Raw genomic sequence first — 19,423 nt, forward strand, 5'->3', positions numbered from 1 at the left:
ACTGGCGATCGTCAAGGGGTGCACCGGATTTTGACCACCAGACGCATGCAAAGGCGTGACATGTCGTTCCCATAAACGTTACGTGTGACGTTTGGTGGGGACTGCCGTGCCCGCGCCGACCGGATTGGACCTGCCCACACCGGCCTCAATGCAAGGTGGGGCTGCCACTGGTGCCTCCCTCCGTCCCGGCCACTGATGCCGAGGGCCCATCAATGACATCTCCAGCCCCGGGTTCGTCGCCCTCACCACCATCCTCATCGCACGCCGCGCCACTGCCGCTCACGAGTTCCTGCAAGGTCCCGTCCATGACTGCCCGGACGGCGGTGAAATAGGAGACCGCATAGCGCATGTCAAACCAGTGCAGCCTGACTGCATCGTCCGCCCAGCCCTCGCGCCGCTGGATCTCGAGCCCGTCAGCCGGGCTCTCGGGAATGGTCGACCACGGCCAACCGACTCCTTCAATGTGCCAAGCACGCCGCTGTCGGATGGCACACCAGGGCCAACGGGTCTCGTCGATGTCCACGATCTTCTTGCCATACCACTCGCGCGGCTCGCCATTTAGGTCGATCCAGCGGTCGACTTCCGCCCGCTCCTCTGGCGAGGCATTGACCAAATGCTCCCTGATGAGCTCAATACAACGAGCCTCCCGGGCAAAGCGCTGCTGGGTTGCAGCCCACGCGCGCCACAGACGGGCCAGGGTCGGGAACTCGGCGACTTCGTCGGTCGATTCGCCGGCTTGCAGCGAGCGGGGCCGCCAGTGCGCGGGCATCGGATAGGGTGTTTCATCGACGTCGGCCAGCCACCAGGCTTCCGGTTTACCGTTGGCTCCAACACGGTGCTCCAGGACAAAACCGGTCTGTTCGAAATAGCGGCGCATCTGGGGTGCCGATGGCGTGCCTCTTGAGGTCTTCATGGGGAACTCCTGTTGGTTGATGTCCATTGATCCTGGCAACAGTTCCGAACCTGTCAAGGGGTTCAAAAGCACTGCAAAAAAGCTGCTTTTCGACGCGAAAGAGAGCGAGTGAACAACGCGACTTTGAACGTCGCGTTACCAACTCGGGCGTTCTAGGCGAGGCATATTGCGCGACGAGAAAGCGAGCGCGGAGTGCCTGATAACTGAAGCGAATGCGCGACGAGAAACTGGCTCGCACTGAACGCGTCCTCCAAGGCACCGCCGCCGCAACACACACGGGTTGGAATGGGTACCTACTCCAACCCATGTGCCGATTCGGCAAGCACAGCGTCCGGTTGCGCGTCACCCTGACATGGCCAGCGGTTCATGGCATCGTGTTTGCGAGCCCCGCCTGACCGAGGATGAGGCTCTGCAAGCGCGCGCGTCGCGCACATTTCCACTGTCCAGGGGATTTTTGATGATGTACAACATCAAGCCGGGCCCGAAGCCCAAAAAGCCGGACGGCACGGACGACCGCCGCCGCCACGTCGACCCGCCCAACAAGGGCAAGCATCCGACGCTGCCCGTTCACAAGCCTCAAAAATAGACTGCCGGATTCGGATGGGACGGATCATCCGTTTGAACGCCGGACGGATTGCCGGGTGGCCCACTCCCCCCGGCAATCCCGAACCATCGGCAAGTCCAGCGTTGCCAAACTCCGCGTGCACCCGCTGGGGCGCTAGAGGCGCTTCCTGGACGCCGTCGCGGCTGCACTGGCACCCTGCAAGCGCGTCGCGAGCATGTGCGCGTTGACGATGGCTGCAACCTCCGGCGGCAGGACATCGCCGGGCAAGCGGCCCATGTCATCGGGACCGTTGCAGGGCGCACCGTGGCTGATGAGCCATTCGGCCACCGTTTTCTCGCGGGCCAAATGCATCAGCGTGCGCCCACCCGGCCCGTGGATGCCGGACAAATCCACGTGTCCGGGAAACCCCGGAAGATACAGGTCGCGGTTCTTGACCTTCCGGTGGACGCCATTGATTCGCCGCTCGTCCTCAATGAAGTCGCAGTCGGAGAGGACGGCGCGGGCCGTCGCACTGAATCCGTCGACAGACCGGAAGCCCTGCCCGAAGTCGACTTCATGACTGCACCGCGGCCGCTTGCCGTCGGCGCCCAACGCCAGCAGGGCACGGACGCGCGCGGGCTCGCATTCGCGGAGCGCAACATCGAGTTCAGCGTCGACGGCAAGCGCCGCGCGCAGCGTCGGTCGCCGGGCCTGCGGGTTGTGACCGGACCGCCCGCCGGCAATCTGGTCGAACCCGAGGTCCTCCATGCCGTCGAAGACATATCGCGGCAGGGTCGCTTTCCAGCGCTCCGGCGGGATGACGGGCGAATCAGGTGTCGCGTATCGTGCCGCCGTGTGGTGCCGGACACAGGCGAGGATGGCGGGTGAGCGTCCGCGGTGGTCCCTGACGCCAAGCCGGACGTTTCTGGCAAAGGTCCCCTGCCCTGCGGGCTTGTTGAACGCCTCGAGCAACACGTCCCGCGTACCGGGTGCGACGGGGACGCCCTGCTCGATGAGGTAGCGGGCCACGCGGCGGCTGCGGGCAAAATGCAGCAGGGTCCGCCCGTGTGAGTCGACTTGCCCGATGTCACCACCCAGGTGGAGGACAGCCGGCAGCATGAGCAGGCCGTCGTGGTCATCATCAACGAGGACGGCCAGCGATGTCGGGGTCAGGTCGCGGGCCATTGGCGCCTTGCGCGGTTTGTACACGATGCCTTCCATCGCAAGGTGGATGGGCGTTGTGACGGCATCACGAAGGGCGACGAGGTTCCGGCAGGTGATGTGGCCGTCGCAGTCGGGCACACACTTTTCGCGGGTGTAGGGAACGGTGGTGCGGGGCAAGGGGGCGGCTTTGGAGGCTGGCATGCGGTGCTCGGTTGGGGATTTCACCCACGCTACCTGGCACCCGCGTCCGGTCAAGGGGAATGACGGTGGGCAATCGGTCGCACCGGCAGGCATGGCAGGGACCGAGAGACCGTGCAGACACGAAACGCCTTCCCTGCACGAGGCGTGGCCTGACCCACCGGGATGACGGACGTTGTGGTCACGACCGGACGTCGAGTGCGCCACCAGCCGTCCGTCGCTGGGAATACCGGTCGATGAACGCAGCAAGGCGCTTCGCGTCAGAGACGCGTCCGGACTGGGGACGCGTCGTTGGTGCTTTGCGCGAGGCTTCCATCGAGGATGACTTGCTCGACATTGTCCAGAAGATGGAGGAGTGCCGGGAAGAACAGCGCTGGGATCTGGGTGTCGAACCGGGCCGTTTTCAAGGCCCGCTGTTGCCATGCGGGTTCGTCGAGATCAGCTTCGGTCACCGACGTCGGCGGGAGGGGCGGCGGCGGCGCGTCTTGCCAGTACACGCCGAGCAGACGGACGCGATGATTCATGCCGGTGCAGCGGAAGTAAGGCCGTGCCCACGGCTCACCGGGCCGAGGGTCCTCGTGTCCCAGGAAAAGAGGACGAACGGCCGATGCGCCGCTTATGACCCAGGCGCGCACGCCGTCGCGCTCATGGTCGTGCCAGTGCATGGACGCCTCGGCAAACGCCATGAATTGCCGGTAGCGATGCTCGAAGACCGGCTGCATGCAGTAAAAGGCAAGCATGAGGGCATCCAGGGAGGCAAAGTTGCCCTTCCCGTTGATGCGGTACACGCGCCGGCCCTTCTCCAGCCGCCAGACGTCGATACCGCGGCCGGCGCGACGGATGGAATGGGTGGTGAGTCTCAGGCCAAGTTTGCTGAAATACGCCATGGTGCGCGGTTGGTAAAAAATCATCGTCGTTCTCCTGTCATGCCCCACACTCGCAAATCCGTGGCTGGCGGCAACCGGGACGCGGCGAAGTGTCCACCGGCCCGATGGTTGCCCAGGTCTCCGTCGGTCACAGCCGGGGGATGCCCTTCTCCGACCCGTCGTGTGCGTCGGGGAGCGCGGCGTCGAGCACGAATGCGTCCAGCCTTGTGTGCCGGGCCTGCACGAGGGTTTGCCACGCATCGAAGAGTTCCGGGGCTTCACGCTGGAAAAGCTCGACCGCGGTTTGCCCGTAGATGTCCGGGACGTCCCCGGTGGCGCAGACTTCAACAAGCACGGTCATCATCGCGTCCATCGTGTCGTCCGGGGTCTCGTGGTCAGGGCGTCTTGCGTCGACCAGTGCGTGGAGGGCGGTCATGTTGTCTTCGTCCGTCGCGTCGGGGTCGAGGTCCAGCGGAGACTGCAGGAGTGACGCGAGGAGGTTTGGTGCCCGGTTTCGCACCACACGTGTGATGAGTTCACCGTCATCGATGTCGTCATCCCAGTCCATGCCTTCTGCAATGAGCGCATCGAGCAAGACGGCCTCGCGGTCGATGCACAAGAGACGACCGATGGTGTGCCCTGCCCACTCGCCGGTCCCGGGCCGCGACAGGTCCGCGCCATGTCGACTGAGCAGTTCGACAAAGGGTGTCGGGTCGGGAGGCAGGTCCGATTTTTGCCAGGCCTGGATGAAGGCGCCGAGCGGATGGTCATCGTTGCCATCGACGCCATGGACGTCGGCGCCGGATTCAAGCGCCTGGGCCATCGCGGCGTGGTCGAGTGCTGCACAGGCATGGAAGAGTGTTTCGGTTGCACCAAGGGGTGCTTGTTGTCGTCCTGACATGGTGGAGCTCCTTTTTTGGTTTGTTTCACCATCCTGGCGCGGGTCTGGGATCTGTCAAGGGGGGCTATCAGGCACGACAGCCCGCAGCGACCGGCAGGACATGGTGTGCGGATTCGGCAGGACTGCGGTACGACGCATTGCCAGGGCAGACAGCCCGTTGCGTCCGTGGCATCAATGCGAGGCGGTCGTGCCCGTCGAAAACCTTCCGTCTGGCGATGACCAAAACGAGCGACCTGGCCGCAAGGAGAACCTGCATGACGTACAACATCAAACCCGGCCCCAAACCGAAGACGCCTGATGGCACGGATGACCGCCGCCGCCATGTCGACCCGCCGAACAAGCCCAAACATCCCACACTGCCGGTCCACAAGCCGAAGAAGTAGAGCGGGTTTCCCGCAGCCGACCGCCATATGACGGCCGGCGGCCAGAACCGTGCCATGCGCCCCGCGTCGCTGCATGGCGCTGGCCGGTGCGGCCCATCCGGACTCCGGCCGGTGCAACCGGACGTGGGCACACAACCCCGCCTCTCAACCGGGCGGGAGACCGACCATATGGCGGACCGCAGCCTGCCCCAGTGCCTTGACGATTTCGAGCGTCGCGGTCGAGCCGACCTTCAGCGTTTTTTCCCTGACCGTCTTCCAGATCGTGTCATCCCGGAGCGTATCGATGAAATCATGCCCTTCCGGGCTGAGTCGGGTTGCAAGAACGAAGTCGGGCACCTGCGTGCTGTTGCCGAGATACGACGTCGGTTGCGGTCCTTCCGCGAGACCACCTTTCACAAGCAATGCGAGGTGATAGGCGACTTCCGCTTGCGAATGGCCAACAACGACGTGTGTTGCGTCGAGTGCCCCTGGTGCCGCCTCCAGATCGAGGAGGAGCCGGCGGATGAGATCCATGTCGCGCTTCATTCGGGGCACACTCCAATGTGTTCAATGACGTCCGGCCCAAGCTTGCCACAAGCCAACTGCGCCAGGCATCGTCATTGTGTAGGCATCGGCCTACAGACGGAGGAACGTTCCTGCCGGACAATGCGGGCCATTACGCCCAAACTCACGGCAATGACATGCTGGCACCCGGTATCTGGCTTTACGTCGAAGAACGTCCCGCTGCAAAGGTGGGGAACGTCGGCATTCTTGCCGTGAGCGAATGGATTGTGGCGCCGGGCCCCGGTGGCCAGTCAACGCGGACGCTTGTCGGCACACGATTCTGGCTGTATGACGGAAAGCAATCCGTTCGCGCAAAGCCGCTGTTTACCGTGGAGGACGCTGAGCTTGAGGCAAAGCGCATCGACGATGACGGTGGTGTGGGAAAACACAGTGCCCAGTTCAACAAATCGAAGTCAGACGCGTGGTCCCCGAGCATCGGTACCCTTCTCGTGAGTGACGACGAGATCGAATTCTGGGACTTGCCGGGCCCGAAGCGTGAGCGGATACCCGGAACAGACCACGGCGGGTAACCGTCTAGAGCCTTGACCTGCGAGAGAGCCCGGTTGTTGCCTCCGGGAGCATGTGCAGGCGCCGGTGGATTTCCCTGTCGATTTCGTCGACCAAGAATTGCCTCACGTTGCGCCACGGCCCCGTCCTGTCATGGTCGGCCCCCATCCCGCCTGCCTCGAAACCGATTATTTGCGCGACCGAGAGAATCGCCGCAGCCTGCCAGCCCTCGTCGCTGAGACGAATCCGGGCGCAGAGGATGCACCCTCTGGGGTCGTCGAAGATGGCAGGATGACACTGGCCAAGGAATTGCGGGACGGCAGGATGAGGCGTACCCCGGGCCCGGAGAAAGGCCCGGGTCTCGTCAATCGCCTGCAGGGGAAGTCCGGGCAGGGCTTGCCTCAATCGCAACCAGGTTTCAAACGTCCAGAGCCGGGCAGCGAACCGCGATTCAAAGTGGTCGCAAAGCGCTTCCATGTCCAAAAAATCGTCCGGCGAGCCTGGCCAGGACTCGCGGTGCACACGGATGCAGTGCCCACCGTCCACTGCTGCTCCATCGTCCCCGATAATCGTGACGACCATGTCGGCCATCCGGAAGAGCGCCCGTGCGCGCTCGAACGTAAGGGAGACCCGTCTGTGGTCCGGCTGCCACCATAGGGACTGTCCGTTTTTCCCCGGGACCTCCCAGTGTCGGGGGCCGGCACCGAGCAGGCGCATCATTCCGTCTGCGGTATGGACACACCGGAACGGGATTGGCGCCGTCCGGCAGAAGATGAACCTGCGGCGACCTTCGCCATCCATCCATGACGACAGGTTCCGGGCGCTCCACGGAAGCATGCCGAACAGGCTTTTGCCCCTCATCGCGTCTCTTCTTTCCATCATTCGATTCCTTTTTGCGCGTCGGACTCCTCGTACCCCAAAAGCAGCAGCACGCGTTCGACGTGATCCCGCTCCCACCCGGGGTTTGCCCAGCAGGTGCCGAGCGCCTTGCGCAGACCGGTGACAAGGCTTCTGGCCCCGGTGACATCGAGGAGGAGTCGGGTGTCATCGTCGAATGCACCGACCGGAAAGCCCCGCGCCCACATCGCGTGGAGGGCGTTGAGTGCGAAGCCGATGAGGTCGTTGCCAGGATTGGCCATGACGAGTTTGACGAGTACGCGCAAGCGGTCGCGCTCAACCCCCCGGGCAAGCGATGGGTCGATGTGGAAGAGCACCAGGACTGTCCGGGTGACGGACTGCATGTTGGCAAGCGCCATGACGACGTCGGGGTCGGTTGAATCGAAGGCGCTGGAATATGCTTTGGCTGCCATGTCACCGGCCTCCGTCGTGGGATGGAAGCGGACGGTCCGGAGGGCGTGTGAAGGCGGTCGCCGTCTTCACAAACTCCCGGAGCGGGACGCACGTGGCGTGAAAAACGGGCGTCGCCGGATGCACCGGAAACGACGACTTAGTGTTGGTCAGGAGGGGGTGGAAAGGGATCAGTTTCACAGGTTGGGTTCCGGTATTACTACGGACCCGAACCGGGACCAAGTCACTGATCGGACAGCCCCTTCACAGCGGGGGATCAATGTGGCTTGGACCCTGAAATACGCCCCCCTTTGACCTAATTTTTGTAGTGGCATTCAGGGCGGTACAGGATGCCGGGCGAGCCGAGCGATATCTCCGTCCCGCGTCCCGGACGGCTGTTACCGGCCACGCTGTCTTGCAATGCCCACTGCCGAACCGTCTTGGCACGATGGTGCGGTGTCCCGCCATGAGACGCTGGCGTGCTCCACTTTGTTGTGGGCGCGCGTTGCTCACAACAATCGTTCCTGCAGACGGCGCGGCGCCTGCACGTTGGCATAATGGCCGTCTGGCAAATCCACCCAGGACCACTTCCGGGAGCAATGTGCGTTGATGGCGAGCAAACAGAACATCTCGAGCGTGGTCCGGCGCTTCGTGGACATTCCGGCAACGTCCGTCCCGACACTCGATTCGACCTGGGAGTCGTCATCCGTGTACTTCGGTGCGACGTCCACATGGGCCGAGATCCTCGAGACCCCACGCGTGCTGCTCATCGCTGAGGCTGGCACGGGAAAGACTCACGAATGCAAGCGAATGCAGCAGCAATTGTGGGACGAGGGCCTGCCTTCGTTCTATGTGGAACTCTCGAGCCTCGCTGGATCCGAACTCGGCACGTCCCTCGGCGGTGCCCCAGCGGTCGAGAGATTCGAGGAATGGAAGCGCGATCCGACCAGTGTGGCGACGTTCTTCCTCGATTCGGTCGACGAGCTCAAACTCACCCATGCCTCGTTCCGCTCGGCCCTGGAAGCCGTGAGCAGGGGAATCGGGCCGCGGGCCGACCGCGTACGCCTCGTGGTCACCTCTCGTCCAACGGAATTCGACCACGACGAGCTTCTACGGCAGTTCCCGGTTCGCCCCCCAGCACCCACAGCGCCGTCCGTCGACGCAGAACATGAGTTCGTCCGGGTCGCAACCGGTGAGTGGCACCACCAGCCCGAATCACCCCCGGTGGAAATGGAGCCTGTCCGCCATGTCAAACTGACTCCGCTCTCCCCGGAAGACATCCGCGTTTTTGCGGCAGATCTTGGGGTGACGGACCCAGATGCGTTTGTCGCCGCGCTGCTGCAACGCGACGAGCTGGAATTTGCGGGCCGGCCGATGGATCTCATTGAGCTTCTGGCAACCTGGTCGCAGTTTGGTGAGTTGCGTTCCCACCGCGAACAGGTCGAAGCCAACATCACCGTGAGACTCAAGCCCCGCCCCGACCGGGAGCGTGACCTCTCGCATCAGGACGCCCTCGAAGGCGCACAGACCCTCGCACTGTCCGCGCTCCTGATGCGGAAACTTCTCATCCGCTATGGCGCCGGCACCGACGAAACCGATGCCGCCCATGTCATCGACCCGGTCGAGGTGCTGCCCACCTGGACCCAGACCGCACACCAGGCACTCCTCGAACGGGGCCTGTTCGGCCACGCAGGCTACGGGAGGGTCCGCTTCCACCATCGTTCCGTCATCGAGTATCTCGCTGCGGAAAAACTGCACGCCCTCCTTACTTCCGGCACCCCGGTCCGGGACGTGTTCGATCTCCTGTTTGTCGACACGACAGAAGGCCTGCGCGCCATCCGGCCCGCCATGCGGCCGACCGCAGCGTGGCTTGCGGCGAGGTCGATCCCGGTGTTCCGTGAGCTCCTCGCACGTCAGCCCGAGGCGTTGCTTCTCCACGGTGACCCGGCAAGCCTCAGTGTGAACGAGCGCCTGGCGGCATTTCGTGCCTACGCGGACAGGGCCGGAGCCCTGCATTGGGAGGGAACGTCGTTCCCGATGGAGCAGATCCGACGCTTTGCCTCCCTGGAAATGACCCACGAAGCCATCGAGCGACTGAAAGCCGGTGTGACAAATCCCGACCTGCGCCGGCTCTGCATCCGGACCATGGCCGCCCACCCGACCGCCGACGCGTGCCTCCTCGCCGACACCGTGCTACGCGCCGCCGCGAGCGATACGCTTGAACGGTGCTACGCCGCCGAGGTCCTGGTCGCAGCCTCGAGTTCCCTGGTCGCCAAACTTGCACACGACCTTGCGCACACTTCCGCCTGGACTGACGACGATGCCCTCGCGATTGCAGCCCGACTCGTTCCTGCACACATGTCGGTGCAACAGACGGTCGCCCTGCTTGCCCGGGTCAATCCGGAAGGGTCGGATGCGACGCACAATGTTTCATGGACATTGGTCAACCACTTCAGTTCAGGCTCGGCGTCCGATGAGGACATCGCCGAGTTCCAGAGCCTGTTGACCGACGTCGTCCTGGACGGCATGCGTTGGCACAAGGAATGGCCACACCTGCGGGCCACGCGAGGTGACCTCCTTGTCTTGCTCGGCGCGACGTGTTTCCAACGGTTCCAATCCGGTCATGGTGATGTCCGCGCCCTCGCTGCAGCGGTGATCATCCCCGCGGTTGCCGCTTCAGCGGACCGCCACGAGAGTCCCGTCAGCACGATTCGCAACATGGCAATGACTTGGCCGCCTTCGCTTCGCGCAGCGGCCTTTTTTGCCACCGATGCGCTGCATCAGGGATTCCATCCGGAAAGCGAACCCTTCCGCCGCCTGTGGGCGACACAGGACGGCCTTTTCGATTTTGACGACACACGCGACGCGCAATGGCTTTCTGACGCGGCCGGCAACCGCGGGCTCCCGACCGATTTGCGTGCCGTCGCACTGGAAGCGAGCGTGCGTGGTGTCAAACAACCGGACGTTACGATAAGCGCCCATTTCCGATATCTGGCACGCCTTGTTGCGGACGACCCCGCCCTGACGGCCCGGGTCGAATTTGCACGACAGGCAGCGAAGCCAAAAGCTGAGGATCGGAAATGGCTGCAGGCTGACCGGCTCCGGCGGGATGCGAGCGCACGCGAGAAGCAAAAGAACGAAAATGACTGGCGCCGCTTCCGGGAGCGGGTGAAGGCAGACCCTGCCAAGGCGTTCGATGCGGGCAACGCAAGGTCAACGACCCTGAATCTTTGGCGGGCGATGCGCCGGGCCAAGGGATCGGAACTGAATTCCAACTGGAACCGTACCTTCATTGAGACGACTTTCGACAAGGACGTCGCAGACCGCCTGCGAGGGGCCTTGATGCGCCACTGGAGGGAGGTCAGACCCTCCCTTCCCTCGGAGCGCCAGGAGGAAGAGAAGGGTATACGGTACGAGTCCTGGTTCATGGGATTGAGCGGCCTTGCCGCCGAAGCCGAGGATTCTTCGTGGGCGCGGCGCCTGACCACGGACGAGGCATTGCTCGCGGCCCGCTACGTGCTCGCTGAGTCGAACCGCTTTCCGGCATGGATTGATTGTTTCGCGAGAGTCCATCCCGAGGGTCTCCTGGCCGCCCTCTCCGCCGACGTCGACGAGGAGCTGGGGGCCATGCTCGCTGCCAACCCGCCCACTCTCCTCCTCCAGAATCTCCGTGACGCACCCGAGCAGACACGCACATTGTTCATGCCAAACATCGAGCGGTGGCTGGAAAGCAGTGCATCTGCCCTCGTGGGCAAGACGCCGGGCGGCGCACCCAACCACAGCATGCGGCTTGCTTGCGAACTAATCTGTGATTGGGGTTCCAGCCGAGCGCAGGTGGTTCTCGAGACTGTTGCTGAGCAGTCGCTTCGCAATGGATCCACCAAGGCATGGGCACTCCAGTGGCTCTCGACACTGTTCAGGCTCAACCGGGAAAAGGCCATCGACATGCTCGAACTCCGGCTGGGCGACGGCGGCGATGGCTCCGACACGGAGGCGCCATGGCTTCTCGCCGGGCTCTTCGGTGATCTGAGCATGCACGACGAGATTCCCCTGAACTCGCCCAATCTCGGGCCGGGTCCGCTCGCGCGCCTCACAAGGCTTGCCTTCCGGCACATACGCACAGAAGACGACGTTGTCAGGGGCGGTAGTTTCTCGCCTGATACGCGAGATGATGCGCAGCTCGCGCGCAGCCGACTCCTGGGTGCGCTCTTTGACACGGAGGGCCCTGGCTCGTGGGAGGCCAAACTGTCCATCGCCGCCGAGCCCGCGGTGGCCGCCTACAAGGACCGGGTGCTTGCGATTGCACGGGAAGGGGCCGCACGCCTGGCGGACGGTGTCGCACTCGACCCGACGCAAGTGCGGTCACTTCTGCAGAGCACCGCGGTCCCACCAAAGACCCGCGACCAGATGTTTGCCCTGATGCGCAACCGTCTGGATGACATCGAGGAGGGATTGCGGGACGAGGCGTCATCGCGTGAGGCCATGGCCGCGCTGCCCAACGAAAAGCTGATGCGTCGCCAAATTTCGGCGTTACTGAAGTCCGTCGCTCGCGGCGCGTACACCGTCGTGCAGGAATCGGTGACCGCCGAAGAAAAAGAGATGGACGTCCGACTTGTCTCCACGGCGTCAACGGAAGCCGGTGTCATCGAACTCAAGGTTGGTAACGAACGGGCTGGCCGGGACCTCCGTGACACGATCGAAAAGCAGCTCGTGACGCTCTACCTTGGTTCTCCGACCCAAAAGGCCGGCTGCCTGCTCGTCACCGTTTCCAACGACGCCAGCTGGCAGGATCCTGATTCTGGTGAACAACTCGACATTGACGGTCTCAGGCACATGCTTTCCCTCGAAGCAAAACGCGTCGAACACCTGCACGACGACCGGATACGCCTATCCGTGAAGGTGCTCGACTTGCGCCTTCCACCTGGTACGGAACCGCGCGCGCGGCGGAAATCCGCCAAGGGCAAGCCGCCCCGGGCAACACCGAAATGATTCGTCAACAGGGGCTGATACGGGATAACAGGACCTCACCGCCGCATGTTGCCCACGGAAGCGGTGGGGCGAACTGCTGGAGCCTCAGGGGCATGGACGGATCTGTGCAGCAGCAAACCGTCGGTCAGGCATTCGGCGTGCATGGCCTCTCCCCGGAATGCATGGCCCGCCTTGTCGCATGGCGCTCAGACTGCTGCCACCGTATCTTTCCAAGCGCTGTAGCCACGCAACGTTGAAAACCAGCCAGGAATCTCCCTAATGGAAAGCGCCCGCGCGATCGCCATCCTCCAGTCAAAGGTCGACGAGATTGACGGCCTGGTGCGGCTGCGCATGGGAGGTGCAGCGTTTATCAAATGGAAACGGGATACCGAAGTTGCACTCGAACGTATCTTCGGGACCGAAGGACGTCACCGAACCGACTTCGCCAACATCCGTTACAGCCTCGGCGTCGTTTTTTCGGGAATGCCGGACAGCGCGTACCATGAAGCCTACGTCGGCGGTCTTGAGACCGCACGGGCGGTGCTTTTGTCCATCATCGACGAGATACGGGAATTCGGTTCGGCAGCTTCCGACGAAACGGACGGCGATCTCCCAAGACCTGATCCATTCTCCCTCGTGGAACTCATCTGCCTGCGCTTCCACTACGTTGCCCGCCAGCTCCGTGTTCGCCACGCCGACCGCCCGACCTTGGAGGTCGACGATGAGTATGACGCGCAGGACCTCTTCCATGCGCTGCTCAAACTCCATTTCGACGACGTGCGCCCCGAGGAATGGACACCCAGCTATGCGGGAGGATCGTCGCGAGTGGACTTCTTGTTGAAGGAAGAGGGAATCATTGTTGAGCTCAAGAAGACGCGAAAGTCGATGAGCGAGCGAGACATCGGCGAACAGCTCATCACCGACGCCGCACGGTATCAGGCCCACCCCGATTGCCGGGCGCTCATCTGCTTTGTCTATGACCCCGAAGGAAGGGTCGGCAATCCGGTCGGGCTCGAACGCGACCTCGAGGCGCTTGCGTCGAACATCAAGATCAGGGTCATCATTGCGCCGAAAGGCAGCTGACGGCAATCCGGCCTGACCGACGGCCCCTGCGTCGTCCTCAATGGCCTTCGCGGCTATAGAGCCGGCGTGCCACACCGGTCAGAAGCGCATCCTCGCCGGTCTCCTGGGCGGTTTTCTCGTTTTCCCTCACCGTGACGAGCCACGCGTCCGTGACGCCGGACGACAAGACATGGCCCGCCTGGAGTGCCTTGCCCGACGCCCGGTAATCGTCCGCGCTGCCGCCCGCAATCCTGCCGTAGGTGTAGACAGCAATGACCGGCGCGGTCACGGAACGCTGGAGGTCTTCGGTGCTCGCCGGCGCACGCGACCCGGTGAGCCCGACACTCGTCTTGACGGTGACGCCATCGCGGAACTCCTCATACTTCGGAATATTGTCCCCCCCTTGTGCATCTCCGCCCCCGTCTCGATGACCTGGCCTGCGACGGGGAACTGTCCGCCGTTCTGTCCAATGATGTGCTTTGCAAGCCGTTCACCGCAGCCGGGGCTTCCTGCGAGCCCGACCGCTTCGCATGCATGACCCACGCGGTCGGCGAGGTTGTCGGCGGACGGATTGAGCAGGTAGATGACCGCGGGCAACCCCAGCCTCGAGTCGTCACAACGGAGCACACCGCGGTTCTCGTAGCCAGGGTTGGGCGGCTGCACCCCGACGCAGTTCCTGAACTGACCTTGCGCCGTGGGAAGGTGCTGGTGAAAGTATGCGGCGGCGGCCGCGCGCGCCGTCTGCGCCATTGATGTCTCCCCGGCGTCGGCCGGCGATGCCGGGGTTGTCATCATCAAGGCGCACGCAACCGACACGGTGGCGCGGACAAACGCGGGTGTGCCCTTCATGGTCGTCCCTCCAGATGCATGCACACCAGCATCGCGCCCGGAGAGAAGCAAAACCATCCAGCCAACCGGATAGGCCGGTCTGCCGGGACAAAAGCGGCAAGAAAGGACCTCCGGCCTTCCAGCGCGCATGAGGAACGGGCCCATTTTTTCCTGCCTCAACCTGCCTTGACAGAAACGCGATCCATGCCAGGTTGGAGGTCCCGGAACACGACCATGGACTGGACCTACCGCGAAGCGGAAACCGCCGACTACTTTGCCAACCTCGACCTGCAGCTCGAAGGCATCCTGACCCACACGGCGTCGGGTCCCACGGCCGCGTACCGGCTGACGTTCGACGGGCGCCCCTACGCCCTTCCCGGCGGCAAGACCTTTCCGACGATTGCCGCACTCGAAGAGGCCTACAGGGCGTTGCTGCCGACCTTCCGTCTCCATGCGGCCTGCTGCCATCGCCTCATGCTCGACTGCTTCGGCTCGGAAGGGTCCCGCGCCGCCGTCGAACAGTGGGTGGATGTCGAGGCGTTGCCCGCACGAAAACCCATTGGCGCGACCTTTCCCTGGACGAGTGCCGAGCAACGCATCCACAAAAACGGCGGCGGGCGGCTTTGCACGTTTGGCCATCCATGGACAGGCGTCAACGTCGATGACGCATTGCCGGAGTGGGCGCAGGACGACGAGGTCTGCGCGCGGTTCGACCCCGCGCGCCCCCGCATCTACCTCGATGCCCTGAGGCGTCTCCTGGAAAAAGGCGAAGCACTGTGGCTCGAGAACCGAATGGCGAGCGGATCAGTCCCTGCAGCCCGCCCGCGGCTGTAAGGGATCAAAAAAAGTTTGATCCCGCATCGAAGATCTCCAAAAACTGACCTAACCCGTTGATCGCATGGAGTCGTTTTTTTCACCGTGCGCCGCCTTCTGCATTCCAGCCCCGCGTTACTTTTTGTCGTCAAACGCCGGATGCGAAAACACCCCCTTGACGGCCGCCAAATCCCCGTTTTGATGAAAGGGTGACACCCCCCATGCCTGCCCCGCAGGTTCCCTTCCCAGTCGGAGATTCACCATGACCCAGCAACGCCGCGGCTCACCCCACGTTCGAGGTGGACAGCAAATCATCGGGGAGACGCCCCGCGCCACCCCCACCTCCCCGCTCCATCCCATCGCCCAACAGGCCCAAGACGACATCCTGCACAGCACGGACTCGAGTGCCGGCACGCCGCGCCGCGTCCCCATCGTCAAAGACGGCATCAAGCGTTTTGTCCGCACCTCACTCAGCAACGACGACATCCTCGCCATTGCCGCGTCGATTCCCAAGGCGCCTTCGGATGCACCGGACGCGCCCCACCCCCCTGGCGTTTCCCCTCCGGGCCATGCCGACCTTGGTGAAGACCCGTTTGAGACCCGGGTCAGGGAAGCCGTTGACGCATGCCTTGACCGGCTCGGCATCCGGATGTCCAGACAGGACGTCGTTTCGGCACCCCAGACCCTCCACGCGCTCCACGGTTATCCGGCGGCGCGGCGCACCAACCGGCACTTCAAGCTTGCCACCGACTTTGCGTGGGACGAGCCGTCCGACGGACACGCACTCCTGTCTTCGCGGACGGAGCGCTACTTGCAGTTCATCGAAGCCAAGGAGCTCACGTACGGATACGTCAAGGAGCACGAGGCGGCCTTCCGCGTGCTTCTTGAGGTCGTCGGCGACAAGCCGACGGGGAAGATTTCGGTCAACGACATGGACAACGTCCTTGACGCGATTGCCAGCATGCCCAAGAACTTTGCAACGAAGGCGGAATACCGGGACCTGAGCATTCCGGACATGGTCCGGAAGGCCGGGCAGCTCGGTGCCGAAGTCCGGCAGCTCAACAGCCAGCAGCGGCTGGTGACCGTGCTCCGCACGTTCTTCATCTGGCTCGAGTCAAGAAACGAGGTGCGACCGGGTTTGCTGCTCGGCGTCCAGCTGTTCCATCCGGGCAAGGACTTCGGTGGCCAGCGAGACTGGTTTGACCCTGCCGACATCGCGGTGATGTTCGACCCGAAGCGGGAAGCGAAGTTCGGCGCGCCGTGGCAGACGTGGGCGCTTCGCCTTGCGCTTTTTGCGGGCATGCGCCAGCTGGAAATCGCCCAGCTCCTGACCGACGACGTCCGGAAAATCGACGGCATCTGGTGCATCGACATCGCCCCGGACAAGAAAACCGGCAAACGGGTCAAGAACAAGGCCTCCCGGCGCAGGACGCCTGTCCACAATGCGCTCATCAAGGCGGGTTTCCTCGAGTATGTCGCCCAGGCCCGCAACGCCGGGGTTCTCCGGCTGTTTCCGGATCTCAAACCGAGCAAGGGCGGGGTCGGCCGGCGGCTGGCCTCGTGGTTTACGACCTACATCCGCAAGCACTGCGGGATTGCATCGAAGAAGAAAACCTTCCACAGTCTGCGACACACGTTCGCGACGCTGGCCGACCGGTCCGAGCTGCGCGACGAGCACATCATGGCGCTGCTCGGGCACGACTGGGGGAACTCCCTGCTGCGGAGGACCTACACGCAGGAACTCGACCTGCGGGAAAAGCATCAGCATCTGCACCGGATCCGGTTTCCGGATGTGAAAATGACGCCCCATGACCCGGCCCGGTACGAGCGGTATTTCCGGATCGCGTATGCCGAACAGACAAGGAAGGCAAGACTCGATGCGGTGTTCCCCACGACCAGAAAGCCGAAGAAAGCCGCATGAGCCCCGCCAACGTGACCGCACCCTCCGGGGTGCGGTTTTTTTTTGCAGGTCACCCAGGAATGTCCCGGAACCCCTCCGAATCCTCCGCGCAAACCGGGTCTTCCCCCTGCAACCCTGCGCACAGCGCTCGAAAGAATCTCGCCATGTGCGTCCCTTGCAAATACGAGTGCTTCACGCGCTCCCTTGCTTGACGGCCGAGCCGGTGTGCCACCTGGGGTGACCACAAGACTTCGGAGACGGCCCCAGCGATTGCGCCGGGTTGACACGCGTCGACCACCCGCCCGTTGACCCCGTCCTCGACCTGGTGGGCGAGGCCACCGACGTTGCGCACTACGACTGGCCGTGATTTCCACATCGCTTCGGTGATGGTCAGCCCAAACCCCTCGGCACTGCTGTTTTGGACCACCACGCGTGCGTTCGCCTGCAGGACATTGACCATGCGGGCGTTGGCCTCAGAATCTGCCATGGACAGGTCCATCGCGCGGATGCGCGTGCGGAACCGGTCCGGGAGCGCGTTGAGCGTTGCCTTTACCCGGTCGAGCACTCCGCGTCCTTCGATGTCATCCGCCACCGCGTCGGGCGACGGACCGGCGAGGACCAAGGTCAGGTCGTCACACCCGGCCGTCTGACAAAGTGCCAGGTACTCGTCGACGAGCTGCATTGGCTGCTTTGCCTCGTCCCAACGGCCCACCTGCAGGATGTAGGGCCTGCACGATGTGTTCCGGTGCGACGACCGGGTCAGTTCGCCGCGTGCGCTGCCCGGCGCAAGCCCGAGCGATCCGAGCAATTTTTGCGCGGTTTCCGCACCGAGTGGGCGGTTCTTCGGACTCCATGGATCAATGGAGGGTGCGACGGCTGACGCAGGGCAATGCAGGCCCCAGGCCCCGACATAGTCCCTGTGCAGGAAAATCGCGGCATCGAGTGCGCCCGTCCAGTGTTCCAAAAAAAACCGCGCCTCATTGGTAAATTCGTTGGTCGCAGCCGTTCCCAGGTGCATCCGCCAGACGACATGCACCCCCAGCCGGCGAAGCAGGGGCGCGAACCCGAGCGATTGGGGGTCGTGGAGTATCACGACATCCCCGCGGCGAACCCTTGCACCCAGCTCTGGCATTCCAGCAATCGCCGTTTCACCAAACAGCATGAGTTGCGCTTCACCGAGCGGCGAACCGTCCCCGGGCAAACCATAGGCTGCGTGGTAAAGACGTTTGACCACCCGGAAGAACGCGTCGGATCCGGCAAAGACGATCCAGCGCGCGTCCACGCCCAGTCCTCTGAGCAACGGGATGTTCGATCTGAGCAATTCAGCCACTCCACCTCCCGACTCGGTCGTATGGACGTTCCAAATCCGCGCTTCTCCAAACCGCGAACGGAAGGCGCCAAGCGCAGCGTGGAGGTCTGCGCAATCACCCGAAATACGCCTCAAGACGTCTGCACGCGACAGCGGGGCCAGGACGACTTCGCGAATCATTTTCTGTCTCACCGAATCAGTCGCCTGCCGTGGCTATGCGCGAATTGTTGCGGGCGAATCCTGCGCAGGCAAGACGTGGGCGTCGGAAAAATGATGCGACCAATGAGTGCATCTGTGACCGGCGACACGTATGAAACAAGGCTGCCACGCGTGGAGAATCCAGTAATCCATGCGTAACAGTCGGTAGGCATTTTCCTACGGTCGATGTAAGAAAAACCCTACAAGAAAACTTACGGTGTGCCGATAGCCTGCACGCGCCGTTGCCACCTCCATTTACAGGTCGCGCGGCAAAGCGGGCGCCGGCATCGCTGGTAAAGCGGTGACACAGGGGGCGACGCCAAATCTGCACAGTTCGCTTGCTGGGAGAAAAAGCGATGCGACGGATAAAGGCAGCTGAGGTTGCCGTTTTGGTGGGTACCCTCATGGTCGGCTCCGCCCATGCCGACGATGGATGTGAGATGACGGGGCAAATTTGCAACTACCCGTTGGAGACTGTGTTCGTGGAAGGGTTCTACAGCCCGACGTCCGTGTCGGGCGCGGTCCCGGAGTACTACATCCTTCCGAACGGGAACATGCTCTCGTCGATTGGATGGGACGGGGTCGTCCGGTACGCGACGACGCCACTGCCTTCCGTGGAAGTGCAGGCGCGCATCCAGTCTTGCGTCTCGCTTTACGGGAAGTACGGCGTCAATCCGGCCTACCCCATCACGTACAAGCAGTTCTATACCTGGATGCTACCAGGTTCGAACATCCACCTGAGTGGCCCCCAGACAACCGGACCGAACTCAGGTGACCACTGGGTGGGTGTCGCTGGTGTCACCCATGGCACTACCATTACGATTTACGAGCAAGGCTGGGGAACGTCCAATTACGGGACTTTCCAGGCCATCTTCGATACCGTCGCCCACGAAGAGAGCCACGCCTTCGGTGTTGCGGATGAAGGTCAGGCGGAGGCCGATGCGCAGGCCGCTTGGGCCGCGTTTGCCGCCGACAACGGTGCACGATGCGGAGGGCCGCTCTGAGATGTTTACCAACCCTTTTTTCACCCGTCGCCAGT

Annotated in this window: 17 protein-coding genes; 7 read left to right on the plus strand and 10 right to left on the minus strand. The window is 63.2% G+C overall.

The genetic code is table 11. From position 1 onward, the window contains the following. Nucleotides 1-145: 145 nt before the first annotated feature. From KPL74_08880 to KPL74_08900, 5 genes are all read right to left on the minus strand, one after another. The gene (locus KPL74_08880; GenBank protein QWT22107.1) at nucleotides 146-913 is read right to left on the minus strand and encodes a hypothetical protein; all 768 of its coding nucleotides are present in this window, start codon (nucleotides 911-913) and stop codon (nucleotides 146-148) included. 718 nt (nucleotides 914-1,631) lie between these two features. Next, nucleotides 1,632-2,822: a hypothetical protein gene (locus KPL74_08885; protein ID QWT22108.1), complete on the minus strand. Its 1,191-nt coding sequence runs from the start codon at nucleotides 2,820-2,822 to the stop codon at nucleotides 1,632-1,634. A 257-nt stretch (nucleotides 2,823-3,079) separates the two neighbouring features. Further along, nucleotides 3,080-3,730: a hypothetical protein gene (locus KPL74_08890; protein ID QWT22109.1), complete on the minus strand. Its 651-nt coding sequence runs from the start codon at nucleotides 3,728-3,730 to the stop codon at nucleotides 3,080-3,082. A 103-nt stretch (nucleotides 3,731-3,833) separates the two neighbouring features. Next, entirely contained in the window at nucleotides 3,834-4,586 is a 753-nt protein-coding gene (locus KPL74_08895) for a hypothetical protein (GenBank protein QWT22110.1), read from the minus strand. Nucleotides 4,587-5,113: 527 nt separating this feature from the next. Next, nucleotides 5,114-5,482: a DUF2513 domain-containing protein gene (locus tag KPL74_08900; protein ID QWT22111.1), complete on the minus strand. Its 369-nt coding sequence runs from the start codon at nucleotides 5,480-5,482 to the stop codon at nucleotides 5,114-5,116. A gap of 167 nt (nucleotides 5,483-5,649) precedes the next feature. Between KPL74_08900 and KPL74_08905 the strand changes: the two genes are divergently transcribed. Continuing rightward, nucleotides 5,650-6,042, plus strand: a complete 393-nt coding sequence (locus KPL74_08905; protein QWT22112.1) for a hypothetical protein — start codon at nucleotides 5,650-5,652, stop codon at nucleotides 6,040-6,042. Between the two features lie 4 nt (nucleotides 6,043-6,046). Here the strand turns inward: KPL74_08905 and KPL74_08910 are convergent, their stop codons facing one another. Together KPL74_08910 and KPL74_08915 are read right to left on the minus strand one after the other, a co-directional pair. Continuing rightward, nucleotides 6,047-6,601, minus strand: coding sequence for a hypothetical protein (locus tag KPL74_08910; GenBank protein ID QWT22113.1), 555 nt, complete (start codon nucleotides 6,599-6,601; stop codon nucleotides 6,047-6,049). 296 nt (nucleotides 6,602-6,897) lie between these two features. Then, nucleotides 6,898-7,329 carry a hypothetical protein gene (locus KPL74_08915; GenBank protein ID QWT22114.1) on the minus strand — a complete coding sequence of 144 codons (432 nt, stop codon included), beginning with the start codon at nucleotides 7,327-7,329 and terminating at the stop codon, nucleotides 6,898-6,900. 97 nt (nucleotides 7,330-7,426) lie between these two features. On the opposite strand from KPL74_08915, the gene KPL74_08920 reads away from it, so the two are divergent. The 3 genes from KPL74_08920 to KPL74_08930 all read left to right on the plus strand — a co-directional run bounded on the left by KPL74_08920 (nucleotide 7,427) and on the right by KPL74_08930 (nucleotide 13,357). Then, nucleotides 7,427-7,621 (plus strand): SAM-dependent methyltransferase, encoded by a 195-nt coding sequence (locus KPL74_08920; protein QWT22115.1) that lies wholly within the window; start codon nucleotides 7,427-7,429, stop codon nucleotides 7,619-7,621. A gap of 291 nt (nucleotides 7,622-7,912) precedes the next feature. Then, nucleotides 7,913-12,295 carry an ATP-binding protein gene (locus KPL74_08925; GenBank protein QWT22116.1) on the plus strand — a complete coding sequence of 1,461 codons (4,383 nt, stop codon included), beginning with the start codon at nucleotides 7,913-7,915 and terminating at the stop codon, nucleotides 12,293-12,295. Nucleotides 12,296-12,553: 258 nt separating this feature from the next. Further along, nucleotides 12,554-13,357 carry a hypothetical protein gene (locus tag KPL74_08930; GenBank protein ID QWT22117.1) on the plus strand — a complete coding sequence of 268 codons (804 nt, stop codon included), beginning with the start codon at nucleotides 12,554-12,556 and terminating at the stop codon, nucleotides 13,355-13,357. A 37-nt stretch (nucleotides 13,358-13,394) separates the two neighbouring features. Here the strand turns inward: KPL74_08930 and KPL74_08935 are convergent, their stop codons facing one another. Together KPL74_08935 and KPL74_08940 are read right to left on the minus strand one after the other, a co-directional pair. Next, a complete protein-coding gene (locus tag KPL74_08935) occupies nucleotides 13,395-13,625 on the minus strand; it encodes a hypothetical protein (protein QWT22118.1) in 231 nt (76 codons plus the stop codon). Then, the gene (locus tag KPL74_08940; GenBank protein QWT22119.1) at nucleotides 13,622-14,185 is read right to left on the minus strand and encodes a hypothetical protein; all 564 of its coding nucleotides are present in this window, start codon (nucleotides 14,183-14,185) and stop codon (nucleotides 13,622-13,624) included. The genes KPL74_08935 and KPL74_08940 overlap by 4 nt, the downstream gene beginning before the upstream one ends. Before the next feature lie 213 nt (nucleotides 14,186-14,398). Here KPL74_08940 and KPL74_08945 point away from each other — a divergent pair, with 213 nt between their 5' ends. Continuing rightward, nucleotides 14,399-14,998 carry a hypothetical protein gene (locus tag KPL74_08945; GenBank protein QWT22120.1) on the plus strand — a complete coding sequence of 200 codons (600 nt, stop codon included), beginning with the start codon at nucleotides 14,399-14,401 and terminating at the stop codon, nucleotides 14,996-14,998. Between the two features lie 241 nt (nucleotides 14,999-15,239). Continuing rightward, nucleotides 15,240-16,898: a site-specific integrase gene (locus KPL74_08950; protein ID QWT22121.1), complete on the plus strand. Its 1,659-nt coding sequence runs from the start codon at nucleotides 15,240-15,242 to the stop codon at nucleotides 16,896-16,898. A gap of 49 nt (nucleotides 16,899-16,947) precedes the next feature. On the opposite strand, the gene KPL74_08955 is transcribed toward KPL74_08950, so the two are convergent. Then, nucleotides 16,948-18,207, minus strand: a complete 1,260-nt coding sequence (locus KPL74_08955; protein QWT22122.1) for a glycosyltransferase — start codon at nucleotides 18,205-18,207, stop codon at nucleotides 16,948-16,950. A gap of 581 nt (nucleotides 18,208-18,788) precedes the next feature. Here KPL74_08955 and KPL74_08960 point away from each other — a divergent pair. After that, on the plus strand, nucleotides 18,789-19,388 hold the full coding sequence (locus tag KPL74_08960) for a hypothetical protein (protein ID QWT22123.1): 600 nt from the start codon (nucleotides 18,789-18,791) through the stop codon (nucleotides 19,386-19,388). The last annotated feature ends 35 nt before the right edge of the window (nucleotides 19,389-19,423 follow it).

Source organism: Bacillus sp. NP157, assembly GCA_018889975.1.
GTDB lineage: Bacteria > Pseudomonadota > Gammaproteobacteria > Xanthomonadales > Rhodanobacteraceae > Luteibacter.

Bases quoted from the DNA above. Each gene is read 5' to 3' on its own strand.
- KPL74_08910 (QWT22113.1), bottom strand. From the start codon at position 6,601: ATGGTCGTCACGATTATCGGGGACGATGGAGCAGCAGTGGACGGTGGG.
- KPL74_08880 (QWT22107.1), bottom strand. From the start codon at position 913: ATGAAGACCTCAAGAGGCACGCCATCGGCACCCCAGATGCGCCGCTAT.
- KPL74_08900 (QWT22111.1), bottom strand. From the start codon at position 5,482: ATGGATCTCATCCGCCGGCTCCTCCTCGATCTGGAGGCGGCACCAGGG.
- KPL74_08950 (QWT22121.1), top strand. From the start codon at position 15,240: ATGACCCAGCAACGCCGCGGCTCACCCCACGTTCGAGGTGGACAGCAA.
- KPL74_08940 (QWT22119.1), bottom strand. From the start codon at position 14,185: ATGAAGGGCACACCCGCGTTTGTCCGCGCCACCGTGTCGGTTGCGTGC.
- KPL74_08915 (QWT22114.1), bottom strand. From the start codon at position 7,329: ATGGCAGCCAAAGCATATTCCAGCGCCTTCGATTCAACCGACCCCGAC.
- KPL74_08885 (QWT22108.1), bottom strand. From the start codon at position 2,822: ATGCCAGCCTCCAAAGCCGCCCCCTTGCCCCGCACCACCGTTCCCTAC.
- KPL74_08930 (QWT22117.1), top strand. From the start codon at position 12,554: ATGGAAAGCGCCCGCGCGATCGCCATCCTCCAGTCAAAGGTCGACGAG.
- KPL74_08905 (QWT22112.1), top strand. From the start codon at position 5,650: ATGCTGGCACCCGGTATCTGGCTTTACGTCGAAGAACGTCCCGCTGCA.
- KPL74_08895 (QWT22110.1), bottom strand. From the start codon at position 4,586: ATGTCAGGACGACAACAAGCACCCCTTGGTGCAACCGAAACACTCTTC.
- KPL74_08890 (QWT22109.1), bottom strand. From the start codon at position 3,730: ATGATTTTTTACCAACCGCGCACCATGGCGTATTTCAGCAAACTTGGC.
- KPL74_08960 (QWT22123.1), top strand. From the start codon at position 18,789: ATGGTCGGCTCCGCCCATGCCGACGATGGATGTGAGATGACGGGGCAA.
- KPL74_08945 (QWT22120.1), top strand. From the start codon at position 14,399: ATGGACTGGACCTACCGCGAAGCGGAAACCGCCGACTACTTTGCCAAC.